This is a genomic window from Neoaquamicrobium sediminum (genome assembly GCF_040970315.1).
Classification (GTDB): Bacteria; Pseudomonadota; Alphaproteobacteria; order Rhizobiales; family Rhizobiaceae; genus Aerobium; species Aerobium sediminum.
On sequence record NZ_JAZHFV010000002.1, the window covers coordinates 929,302 to 941,198 of the forward strand.

Here is an 11,897-nt window from a genome sequence, read left to right on the forward strand (position 1 = left end):
ACGGGACGACTTAAACCGTGGATACGTGGACGGAGAAACGTGGCATCTTGATCGCAACGGCGGCCGCGATCATCTAACAGGCGCCGATGCAGCGCCATGGGAGAGAATTGCAGGCGTGACCATACCCAATTTCATCACGATCTTCCGTTTCCTGCTCGTCCCGGCGGTCATTTGGGCACTGGTGACGGACAACAAGGAATGGGCGCTGGTCTGCTTCGTCGTCGCCGGCCTGTCCGATGGCATCGACGGCTTCATAGCGAGGCATTTCAACCAGAGGTCCGAACTCGGCGCCTATCTTGACCCGATGGCCGACAAGCTGCTGCTGGTCAGCGTCTTCGTGGTCCTGGGCTATATGGGCGAGCTGCCGCTCTGGCTGGTCATTGCCGCAGTCTCCCGCGACGCGCTGATCGTCGCTGCCGTGCTGCTTTCGAATCTGATGGGGAACCCCGTCGCGATGAAGCCGTTGTTTGTCTCCAAGGCGAACACCGCGGCGCAGATCGTTCTGGCAATCGTCGTTCTCGCCGAATTGGCTTTCGACACCATGTTCGGACCTGCGCGGGTGCTGCTCGTCTTCACCTCCGCCCTCTTGACCGTGGCTTCGGCGGCGGCCTATCTCGTGCAATGGCTGAGGCATATGGGCCGCTATGAACAAGCAGGAAGCTGAACTCCAGAAAAAGGCGGTCGAAGTCGTCGTCGCGTCGGCCTTTCGCCGGCAGGTGATCTTCTGGCTGGTGGCCGCTGCCGTCCTCATCGGCTTTCTCTACCTGTTTTCTGCGATCCTGCTGCCGTTCTTCGCCGGCATGATCCTGGCCTATTTCCTGGATCCCGTGGCCGACTGGCTGGAGCGCAGGGGCCTGTCGCGCATGGCCGCGACGGTCCTCATCCTCATCATGTTCCTGATCGCGCTGGTCATCGGGCTGATGCTCATCATCCCGGTCCTGGCCTCGCAGCTCGCCGATTTCATCGGTCGCCTGCCGGACTACATGTCCCGGCTGCAGGCACTGGTGACCGGCGTCGACGCGGAATGGCTGAGCCAGCGTCTCGGCGTCGACCCCGCGTCGCTCCGCGATGGGCTCAACTCGCTGCTCACCCAGGCCGGGGGCTTCATCTCGGGTCTGTTCTCGTCGATCCTGAGTTCCGGCAAGACGCTGATCGACATCGCCGGCCTGTTCGTCATCACCCCCGTGGTGGCGTTCTACATGCTGCTGGACTGGGACAAGATGGTCGCGCGCGTCGATAGCTGGGTTCCGCGGGACCATCTGGGAACCGTGCGGCAGATCGCGCTCGACATCGACCGTGCAGTGGCAGGCTTCGTGCGCGGGCAGGGCACCGTCTGCATCATCCTCGGCGTCTTCTACGCCATCGGCCTCACCGCTGTCGGCCTGAACTTCGGCCTGCTGATCGGTCTCTTTGCGGGCCTCGTCAGCTTCATTCCCTATGTCGGCTCGTTGCTCGGCCTCGTTCTGTCGATCGGTGTCGCGCTGGTCCAGTTCTGGCCGGAATGGCACTGGGTGGCGGCGGTGGCGGCCATCTTCTTTGCCGGCCAGTTCGTCGAAGGCAACATCCTGCAGCCCAACCTCGTGGGCAAGAGCGTCGGGCTCCACCCCGTGTGGCTGATGTTCGCACTCTTCGCCTTCGGCGCGCTGTTCGGCTTCGTCGGCCTGCTCGTCGCCGTGCCGGCGGCAGCCGCGGTGGGTGTCCTGGTGCGTTTCGGCCTTTCTCGCTACCTGGCCTCGCCGCTCTATCGCGGCCACGCGGTGGACGAAAAGTCCGCGTCGAAGTAGGGCAGTGCAACGCATGTCGACACGACCGAGGCAGTTGCCGCTGGACCTTGCGCACAATCCCGCGCAAAGCCGCGACGACCTCGTCGTCGGACCATCCAACATCGCGGCCACCGCGCTGGTGGATCGCTGGCCGGACTGGCCATCGCCCGTGGTCGTGCTTGCCGGACCGGCCGGCTCGGGCAAATCCCATTTGGCGGCCATCTGGCGGGAGCTGAGCGGCGCTACCGAATTCGCGCCAGGCAGGCTCGCGGCGGAGGCTGTCGAAGCGTCGGGCAGGGGGCCTGTGCTGATCGACGACGTGGATTCCGCGCCTATCGACGAGGCAGGCCTTTTCCACCTCATCAATGCGGTGCGCCAGGCCGGAACCACGCTGCTGCTGACGGCACGGCGTTTCCCGCTGGCATGGGGCGTAAAGCTTCCCGATCTGGAATCCCGGCTCAAGGCGGCGTCCACCGTCGAGATCCACGAACCCGACGACGCGCTTCTGGCCGGCGTGGTGACCAAGCTATTCGCCGATCGGCAGGTCGAGGTCGAGCCGCATGTCGTGCAGTTTCTGGTCCGGCGTATCGAGCGCTCGTTGTCGACGGCCATCGACGTCGTCGCAAGGCTCGATCACGCCGCGCTGGAGCACAAATCGCGGATCACGCGGGCGCTTGCCGCGCAGGTGGTGGATGCGATGGATACGGGGCAGAGCCGGTTCGACCTTTAGCGGCGGCGCCCCGCTAACGAACGGTTAACCATAATCGGGTCTACACTTGGTAAGCGCCGGCATGTTGGCCTGCGCTTCGCCAGCCCATCAAGTTTCCGCGTTGGCAGGTGGCTTTAGTTCGACATCGATTTGCGGAGTTCCGTCGATGCGCCAGCCACGCCGCATGGTTGCGATCCTGTCTGTTAGCGCGGCAGCAATCGTATCCGCCTGCGCGGGTAACCCGAAGCCCGATACCGTCGATCCGGTGACTGTATCGTCGACGACCCGCGATACCGCTCCCGGCACGGCTCCACGCACCGCCGTCGCGACGGATGCGGGCGCAGCAGCGCCGCAAACGCCGCCCAAGGGACCGCTGACGCTTGAAAGCGCGGTGCAGCATGCAGTCTCGTACCATCCCTCCGTCGTCGAGGCCGTGAGCAGGCTCAACCAGCAGGGTGAGGCGGTCAACGAGGCGCGCGCCGGCTACAGGCCACGCGTGAGCTGGGGCGTGAACACCAATTTCGATTCGCGCGAAGGCGATTACCGGCCAAGCCTCGACGTCAGCGCTTCGCAGATGATCTACGATTTCGGCAAGGTCGACGGACGCGTGAAGATCGCGACGGCCGGCATAGAAGGCCGCAAGTCGCAGGTGCTTATGGCCGTGGATGATCTGATACGCGAGACGGCCCAGGCCGCGATCGAGGTCCAGCGCAACAAGGCGCTCGCCGGGGTGGCGAGCGACCAGGTGAAGGATACCAGCGCCATCCTCGATCTGGTCAAATCGCGCACGCAAAAAGGCGCCAGCACCCGGTCGGACGAGCTTCAGGCGGCCGCCCGTGTTCAGGCCGCAGAGGCGACGACCCTCGAGGTACAGGCGCAGACCCGCCGTTGGACGAGCGCGCTCGCGGCGTTGACGGGCACAAATGGCGCGATGGCGCGTGGCGCACGCGCTCCAGGCTGGCTGTCCAAGGCATGCGATTCGGTCGACCCCGACTGGTCGCGCGTTCCGGCGGTGATGCAGGCTGAGGCCGAACGGTCCGCCGCCGTCGCGCAGATCGGCCTCAGCCGGGCCGAAAGCCTGCCCACGGTGTCACTGGATGCGGGAGTAGGCACCGACCTGACGCGTATCGGTTCAAGCGACCCGGACTACACGATTGGCCTGAACGTCACCGGGAGCATCTATAATGGCGGAGAAGCCGGCGCACGTCGCGCCGCTGCCGGACACGCGCTGCGCTCGTCCGAGGCTGCCAAGCAGCGTGCGCAGGTGGATATCCGCCGCAGCCTGACCGAGGCGACTGGTCAGATTGCAAGCATGCGCGCGCTTCTTGCATCGTTGACGAAGCGCCAGGCGATGATGGACGAAACACGCAGCCTCTATCAGACCCAGTATCTCGAGCTTGGCACCCGCACGCTGCTGGATCTGCTCAACGCGGACCAGGAATTTCACGCGGCGCGGTTTGACGAGATCAACATACGATACGATCTTCAGAGGCTTGCCATCGACTGCGCTTACAGCGCTGGCGATTTGCGCGGAAAGTTCGCTCTGGAGGGCAAACCGCTGTTCGGCGTGTCCCTGTAGCGAGAAAACACCTGCCACTGCCGGCAGAGGCGTCGCTGTCCCGATATGGTGCAACTCTGGCGCGCGTTTTCATCTCGCATAGCGGGTGGCCCCGGACGGCGTGATGTCAAATCGGCGGCGCACGATTCATCGCTTAAGTAGAATCGCGTCGCAAAATCCATGCACATAAGTAAATTATAATCATCCGAAATATATACAAAAACACGCGTTGCTTCTAGTTTTAATAAAAATTGGTTGTGGAGCGTAGTAAGTTGTAAATGCAAGCTTAACGTTTCATGTTCCGAAATGGAACAGTTGAGCGTTTTCATTTGCCAACATTTTCACGATATGGCCGATTGTGGGACACGAAGGCCGTATCCGCAGCAGGCGGAACGAGCCTGCGGCGGCTTGTATCGCAGTAGTTTGCCTGGGTAAGGCACCGCCGTCTCTGATTGAAAACTTGATGAAACGCTGTTTGGCGGGGGCTCGGCGATTGCCGAATCCTTGCGGCGGGCTCAGGCAATGAGGAGGCAGTCCAGTGGTGGCAGTTGTTACCGATAAATCCAATGGAACATCGCAAAGTTTTCCCGATGGCGATGTCGTCCTGAGCAACCCCAGCGTGGTCAAGCTATCGCTGTCGCCGCGAGATGTGGCTTCGGCGGCGCGCGAAGGCGACGATCTCGTGCTGCGACTGACGTCGGGCGAAACCGTCAGGATCGGCAACTTCTACGCGGCGGGAGAGGAGCAGAGCCAACTCGTTCTGGAGGATGAGGACGGCAATCTCTGGCTGGGCGAGCACTCAGAAGGCCTGGCCGATTTCCAGTTCTCGCAGATCGAATCTGTCGACGAGCTTGTCGCTGCCTCCAGCGGAGATGATTCGATCCTCGGTCTTGCTGGCCTGGGCCTTCTGGCAGCCGGTGGTCTCGCCCTGAGCGGTGGCGGTGATGATGGCGATGCAGACGCTGACTCGGATGCAGACGCTGATGCTGACTCGGACTCGGATGCCGACGCAGACTCGGATTCTGATTCGGATGCAGATGCCGATTCTGACGCAGACGCTGATGCCGATTCAGATTCAGATTCCGACGCTGACGCTGACGCTGACGCCGACGCGGATGCGGACGCTGATGCTGACGCTGACGCTGACGCAGATGCCGATGCTGACGCAGATGCGGACGCTGATGCTGACGCTGACGCAGATGCCGATGCTGACGCAGATGCAGATGCAGATGCAGATGCGGACGCTGATGCGGATGCCGACGCGGACGCAGACGCAGACGCAGACGCAGACGCCGATGCAGACGCCGATGCCGATGCCGACGCCGATGCCGATGCTGACGCGGATGCGGATGCCGACGCTGACGCCGACGCTGACGCTGATGCCGACGCTGACGCAGACGCAGACGCAGATGCGGACGCTGACGCTGACGCAGACGCAGATGCGGACGCTGACGCTGACGCCGATGCGGACGCAGATGCAGACGCCGATGCGGACGCAGACGCCGATGCGGACGCTGACGCCGACGCTGACGCTGATGCCGACGCAGACGCAGATGCGGACGCAGATGCAGATGCAGATGCAGACGCCGACGCCGATGCGGATGCTGACGCAGATGCAGATGCGGACGCTGACGCTGACGCGGACGCAGACGCCGATGCGGACGCTGATGCGGATGCCGACGCTGACGCGGATGCCGACGCTGATGCCGACGCCGATGCGGACGCTGACGCAGACGCTGACGCCGATGCGGATGCTGACGCGGACGCTGACGCCGATGCGGACGCGGATGCTGATGCCGACGCTGACGCCGATGCAGACGCCGACGCTGATGCCGACGCTGACGCCGATGCTGATGCAGACGCTGATGCCGATGCAGATGCGGATGCCGACGCTGACGCGGATGCCGATGCCGATGCCGATGCCGATGCGGACGCGGATGCTGATGCCGACGCTGACGCCGATGCAGACGCTGACGCCGACGCTGATGCCGACGCTGACGCCGATGCCGATGCAGATGCGGATGCCGACGCTGACGCGGATGCCGATGCTGACGCCGATGCCGACGCTGACGCAGACGCCGATGCCGATGCCGACGCTGATGCGGACGCGGATGCTGATGCGGATGCCGACGCTGACGCGGATGCCGATGCTGACGCCGATGCCGACGCTGACGCAGACGCCGATGCCGACGCTGATGCGGACGCGGATGCTGATGCGGACGCTGATGCCGACGCTGACGCAGATGCTGATGCAGACGCTGATGCCGATGCAGACGCGGATGCCGACGCTGACGCAGATGCCGATGCGGATGCTGACGCAGACGCAGATGCCGATGCGGACGCGGATGCCGATGCGGACGCGGATGCCGATGCAGATGCTGACGCAGACGCAGATGCGGACGCTGATGCCGATGCAGACGCCGATGCTGATGCCGACGCTGATGCAGACGCAGATGCCGACATCGAGGCCTTCGACGACATCGGTAATGCCGGCCTGAACATCCTGCCGACCTCGACCGATGTCGATCTCGGCGACGCGAACTACCTCGCGCTCGTTTCCGTGGGCGTGCTGGATCTGCAGGCGACCGTGCTCGGCACCCCGAGCGTGGAGTTCAATGTCGAGGAGGGGCACACACTTGAAGCCGACTTCGACTACAGCGCGCTCGCGTCACTCGGCGTGCTCAGCGACTACGCCGTGGTGGTGCAGAAGTTTGATCCGGAGCTGGGCCAGTGGGTCGGTATCGACGGCTCCGGCGAGGCGACCGTCCTCGACATCGGCCTGCTTAGCGGCAACACCTACCAGGCCACCGCAACGCTTGATGCGGGTCAATATCGTGCCTTCGTGACGTTCGAAGGTGTAGGCCTGGGTGTCCTTGGCGAACTCGGTGTAGGGGGAACCGATCTCGATTACACGGAGATCGGCGGCTACGAGGTGGAGCCTGCCAACGGCAATGTCATCACCGATGTCAATGGCGATGGCGACTCCGACGTCGTCACCCCGACGACGATCGTCTCGGAGGTCAACGGCGAAGCGATTCTTGCCGGCGGAACGACGATCATCGGCACCTACGGGACGCTGGTGATCGACCAGGACGGCTCATACACCTACACGCCGAACGAGGATGCGGCAGCCATAGGCCAGGTCGATCAGTTCCAGTACACGCTGTTCGACCCGGATACGGGCAACACGGCGACGGCAACGCTCTACGCGCAGATTGGCAGCGACAGCGTGGCGTTGACGTTCGACCCCGCCAACCCGGACCAGCCGGCGACGTTGGACTTCAGCACAACGGATGATGCCGGCGGCGCTTCGGTCGTCTGGGCCAATGTGAGCGACGATGCGTTCTTTGACGATAGCGGAGCGGCATCTCTGGGTGCACTCGGTGGAAGCACGTCGTACACCAGTGACAGCTTTGTAATCACTGACCAGATGGACGTGTCAGGCAGCATCGATGTTTCCGTGGTGCTGGCGGCCCTTTCAAGCGGCACGCTGTTCCTGGAGCAGGAGACGAGCCCGGGCGTATGGGAGACCGTAGCAAGCGATCCATACAGCATGCTCGTTGGAGCCGTCGGCACGGTTGCATCCTTGGACCTCGGCGCATTGGCGCTTGATGAGGGGACGTATCGGGTACGCGTAACATTGACCAGTACACTGGTATCGACGGGAGTCAGCGTGACGACTGACGTCGATGTCACCTACCTCGACCAGTTCGAGATCGAGACCTCGACCGGTGACAACGGAAACCTGCTCGACAACGACGTGCCGGGCTCCGATTTCACCACGGTCCAGATCTTCGACGCCGATCTCGGCTCTTTCGTCGAGATCCCGAGCGGGTCGCCGATAACCGTTCAGGGCACATACGGCACGCTGACGGTCGATGCGGGGGGCAACTACACCTACACCCCCGATCCAGCTTCCGCATACTTCGATACGCCGCAGCTCGACAGCTTCACCTATCAACTCGTCCATCCGACCGGCGCGGTCGTGACGGGCAGTGTCGACGTCACGGTGACCCCGTCTGGGGCGGGCGTCGCGGGTGCGCCGCTGGCATTGTTCAGCGACGATGTCGTGGGCATCGACGACCTCGAGGTGGCGTCCCAGGACGAGCCGCAGGACGGCGGGACGCATTCCACGACCGAGGAACTGGCCCTGACTCTCGACGAAGGCGACGATCAGGACATCCCGCTCGGCGGCATCGACAATCTCGGCGACGCGCCGGCCGAGGATACATCGTTCGATGGAGCGGCAGTCATGCAGGAGAGCATTGTCGAGGCAAGTACCGAGACCGTCGATCCGTTCGGCCATCTGGTGACGGATGACGACTGGACCGAAAACAACTCGGTCGTTTGACAGCCGACATGATGGTGCGCGGCGCTCCGGCGTCGCGCACCGCAAGACCAGTGGAGAAAACTGAAGGGGCATCATGATCGACCCCGAGCTACAGATCGACCCAAACGCCGCCAGCAGCTTCGGACGGACGGAGCTGGAAGCCTGGATCGATGCCCTTGAGCATGTAGCCCGTCACTACAATGTTCCTTTCTCGCCGCGCGGTGCCCTGCAGCTTGGCCGCGCTCTTGAAGGCGAGGACGCCGCCACCCAGATCGGTCGCCTCGCGCGCAAGCTGGGCCTGCGGGTTCGGCAGGCCGACCCTGCGTCGATCTCGCTGACGAGTTGGCGCCTGCCCGTCATCGTCCAGCTCAACGATCGCTCGGTCGGCGTCATCATGACCCTGAGCGGCGATGGTAATGCGTCGGTCGTCTTCAGCGGCGATGGCGGCCAGTCCGTTTCCATTCCCGTCGACACATTGTTGCACGAAACGCGGCATCTCGTCATTCCGCGCCCCGAACGCGCGATGGCCGACGAGCGGGTGGATGCATACATCGCGCCGTATCGCCGGCACTGGTTCCGACGCCTGGCCTTCAGCGACATACGGCCCTATGGCCATGTGATGCTGGCCTCGCTGGTCGCCAACACGCTTGCCCTTTCAGGCGTGCTGTTTTCCATGCAGGTCTACGACCGGGTTGTGCCGGCGCATTCCTACAGCACGCTCTACGTCCTGTTCATCGGCGTGATGCTCGCGGTCGCGTTCGACTTCGCGATGCGCCGTGTGCGCACGCGCATCATCGACATCGTCGGCAAGCGCACCGACATGCGCATGTCGGACATGGTGTTCGGCCATGCCCTGCGGGTAAAGAACCGCGTACGGCCAAGCTCCACCGGCACATTTATTTCCCAACTTCGCGATCTCGAGCAGGTGCGCGAGCTGTTGACGTCGACGACACTCGCGGCCGTCGCGGATCTGCCGTTCTTCATCCTGTTCCTGTTTATCTTCCTGCAGATCGGCGGCGTGCTGGCGGCGGTGCCAGCCACGGCGCTGGTGCTCCTGGTCCTGCCCGGCCTGCTTGCTCAGCGCCGGCTGCGCGCGAGCGCCAACGAATCGATGCGCGAAGCGTCTCTCCGGAACGCCATGCTGGTGGAGGCGATCCAGGGCATCGAGGACATCAAGGCGCTGCAGGCGGAAGACCGCTTCCAGCAGCGCTGGAACCACCTCAACGCCGTCACGGCCGAGGCGCAGCTGCGGCAGCGCTCCATCACCAATTCGCTCACGGCCTGGAGCCATGGCGTGCAGACCAGCACTTTCGCCGTCATCGTCTTCATCGGCGCGCCGATGGTGATGGCGGGCGACATGACTACCGGTTCGCTCGTCGCCTGCTCCATTCTCGGCTCGCGCATGATGGCGCCGATGGCGCAGATCACCCAGGTGCTTGCCCGCTTCCAGCAGGCGCGCGTCGGGCTCAAGAGCATCGACAGCATCATGCACATGCCGGTCGATCATCCCGAGGCGGAGACCCGTGTCAGCGCGCCCGTGCTCAAGGGCGCGTACCGCATGAAGGATGCGGTCTTTCATTATGGCGATGCCGCCGCGAAGCCGGCGCTCACGGTTCGCGACCTCTCGATCGGAGCGGGCGAGAAGATCGCGCTGCTTGGCAAGAACGGCGCCGGCAAGTCGACATTCCTGCTCGGTCTTTCCGGCCTGATGGAGCCGGCGCTCGGCGAGGTTCATCTAGACGATCTCGCCCTCAGCCAGATCGATCCCGCCGACGTGCGGCGTGGCGTCGGGTTGCTGACGCAGAATTCCCGCCTGTTCCACGGAACTATCCGCGACAACGTCACCATGGGCGCTCCGCACGCGGGGCAGGCGGCATTGCTGGACGCGCTCGCCATGGTCGGCGCCGACGATTTCATCCGCAAGCTGCCGCGCGGCCTCGATCATCCGATTCTGGAAGGCGGGCGAGGCCTGAGCGGCGGCCAGCAGCAGGCGTTGCTGCTAGCCCGGCTGCTGATCCGCGATCCGTCGATCGTGCTCCTGGACGAACCGACCGCCGCGATGGATGAAGCCACGGAGCGCGCCTTCATCACGCGTTTCCGGGCGTGGAGCCATGAGCGCACGGTGGTGATCGCCACCCACCGCATGCGGGTGCTCGATTTGGTCGACAGGATCATCGCGTTCGACAACGGGCAGGTGGTGCTCGACGAGACCAAGGACGAGGCGCTGAAGACACTGAAGGGGGTCAAGAAGGTAGTACCAGCCAATCTTCGCGGCACGCCGGAAACGGCTGTCCGCCGCGCTGAAGGAGCGTGATTTCATGGCCATGACGATGCGCGACACCCCGGCTGACCTGCGAGAATGGAGCTATGGCGATGACGATGGCGTACGGCTTTCCCGTTCCGGTCGCATCGTCAGGATTGTCTTCCTCCTGCTCGCCTGCGGTCTCGTCTGGGCCTACTTCGCCGAGCTGGCCGAGGTATCGGCCGGCGACGGCCGCGTGGTGCCGACCTCGCGCGAGCAGGTCATCCAGTCGCTCGAGGGCGGTATCGTAGCCGCCCTGCATGTGCGTGAGGACGAGGTGGTGGAACCCGGTCAGATACTTGCGCAGCTCGATCCCACCAAGTCGGAATCGAATGTCGAGGAGAGCGCCGCCAAATACCGTGCGGCACTCGCCGCGTCCGCGCGTCTGCGGGCAGAGGTCGAGCAGACCCCGCTCGTATTCCCGAAGGAACTCGACGGATATCCGGAACTGATCGCTTCCGAAACCGAGCTTTACGAAGCGCGTCGCCGTGCCCTGGAGCAGTCGCTGGAGTGGGTGGAGGAATCGCTCGCGCTGGTCCGCAGCGAACTGGACATCAACGAATCGCTGACTGCCATCGGCGCCGCCAGCAATGTCGAGGTCATCCGTCTCAAGCGCCAGCTCGTGGAGCTCGAGCTCAAGAAGGTCGAGATGAATGCCGAGTATGTCGTGCGAGCGCGCGAGGAACTGACCAAGGCGAATGCCGAGGTCAATTCGCTGTCCCCGGTGGTCAAGGGCCGCTCCGACAGCCTTGCAAGGCTCACGCACCGCTCGCCGGTGCGTGGCATCGTCAAGAACATCGAGGTCTCCACGATCGGCGGCGTCGTTCCGCCCAACGGCAAGCTGATGGACATCATCCCGCTGGATGACAAGCTTCTGATCGAGGCACGCATCTCGCCGCGTGACATTGCCTTCATCCGGCCCGGACAGGAGGCACGGGTCAAGATCAGTGCGTATGACTACGCGATCTACGGCGATCTGGAAGGGCATGTGACGACCATCTCGCCCGACACGATCCAGGACGAGGTGGACAAGGACATCTACTACTACCGGGTCTTCATCAAGACCGGAAAGGACGCCCTGACCAACGATGCGGGCAAGACGTTCCCCATCGTGCCGGGGATGATCGCAACCGTCGACATTCACACCGGCGGTAAGACGGTGCTCGAATATCTCATCAAGCCGTTCAACAGGGCGCGCGAGGCGCTGCGCGAGCGTTAGTCGCGCGCGCCGGTTA

The 11,897-nt window shown here is 63.7% G+C and carries 8 protein-coding genes and 1 pseudogene; all 9 read left to right on the forward strand.

The genetic code is table 11. From position 1 onward, the window contains the following. Positions 1-115 precede the first annotated feature (115 nt). The 9 genes and pseudogenes from V1479_RS09845 (at position 116) to V1479_RS09885 (ending at position 11,881) form a co-directional block, all read left to right on the forward strand. Complete coding sequence (locus tag V1479_RS09845) at positions 116-664, forward strand: CDP-alcohol phosphatidyltransferase family protein (protein ID WP_368802730.1); 549 nt, start codon at positions 116-118, stop codon at positions 662-664. Continuing rightward, entirely contained in the window at positions 645-1,784 is a 1,140-nt protein-coding gene (locus V1479_RS09850) for an AI-2E family transporter (RefSeq protein WP_368802731.1), read from the forward strand. Before V1479_RS09845 ends, V1479_RS09850 begins: the two co-directional genes overlap by 20 nt. 13 nt (positions 1,785-1,797) lie before the next feature. After that, a complete protein-coding gene (gene hdaA, locus V1479_RS09855; RefSeq protein ID WP_368802732.1) occupies positions 1,798-2,493 on the forward strand; it encodes a DnaA regulatory inactivator HdaA in 696 nt (231 codons plus the stop codon). A 145-nt stretch (positions 2,494-2,638) separates the two neighbouring features. Next, a complete protein-coding gene (locus V1479_RS09860; protein ID WP_368802733.1) occupies positions 2,639-4,051 on the forward strand; it encodes a TolC family outer membrane protein in 1,413 nt (470 codons plus the stop codon). Positions 4,052-4,571: 520 nt separating this feature from the next. Further along, positions 4,572-4,898, forward strand: a pseudogene (locus tag V1479_RS26175) (BapA/Bap/LapF family prefix-like domain-containing protein); the annotation flags it as partial. 169 nt (positions 4,899-5,067) lie between these two features. Beyond that, positions 5,068-6,528 carry a hypothetical protein gene (locus V1479_RS09870; protein WP_368802864.1) on the forward strand — a complete coding sequence of 487 codons (1,461 nt, stop codon included), beginning with the start codon at positions 5,068-5,070 and terminating at the stop codon, positions 6,526-6,528. A 62-nt stretch (positions 6,529-6,590) separates the two neighbouring features. Beyond that, positions 6,591-8,381 carry a BapA/Bap/LapF family large adhesin gene (locus tag V1479_RS09875; protein ID WP_368802858.1) on the forward strand — a complete coding sequence of 597 codons (1,791 nt, stop codon included), beginning with the start codon at positions 6,591-6,593 and terminating at the stop codon, positions 8,379-8,381. Positions 8,382-8,454: 73 nt separating this feature from the next. Continuing rightward, the gene (locus tag V1479_RS09880) at positions 8,455-10,674 is read left to right on the forward strand and encodes a type I secretion system permease/ATPase (RefSeq protein ID WP_368802734.1); all 2,220 of its coding nucleotides are present in this window, start codon (positions 8,455-8,457) and stop codon (positions 10,672-10,674) included. A gap of 4 nt (positions 10,675-10,678) precedes the next feature. Further along, positions 10,679-11,881, forward strand: a complete 1,203-nt coding sequence (locus V1479_RS09885) for a beta-barrel domain-containing protein (protein WP_438620510.1) — start codon at positions 10,679-10,681, stop codon at positions 11,879-11,881. Positions 11,882-11,897 lie beyond the last annotated feature (16 nt).

Coding starts and splice junctions, on each gene's coding strand:
- V1479_RS09850 (WP_368802731.1), top strand. CDS start 645: ATGAACAAGCAGGAAGCTGAACTCCAGAAAAAGGCGGTCGAAGTCGTC.
- hdaA (WP_368802732.1), top strand. CDS start 1,798: ATGTCGACACGACCGAGGCAGTTGCCGCTGGACCTTGCGCACAATCCC.
- V1479_RS09860 (WP_368802733.1), top strand. CDS start 2,639: ATGCGCCAGCCACGCCGCATGGTTGCGATCCTGTCTGTTAGCGCGGCA.
- V1479_RS09870 (WP_368802864.1), top strand. CDS start 5,068: ATGCCGATTCTGACGCAGACGCTGATGCCGATTCAGATTCAGATTCCG.
- V1479_RS09880 (WP_368802734.1), top strand. CDS start 8,455: ATGATCGACCCCGAGCTACAGATCGACCCAAACGCCGCCAGCAGCTTC.
- V1479_RS09885 (WP_438620510.1), top strand. CDS start 10,679: ATGGCCATGACGATGCGCGACACCCCGGCTGACCTGCGAGAATGGAGC.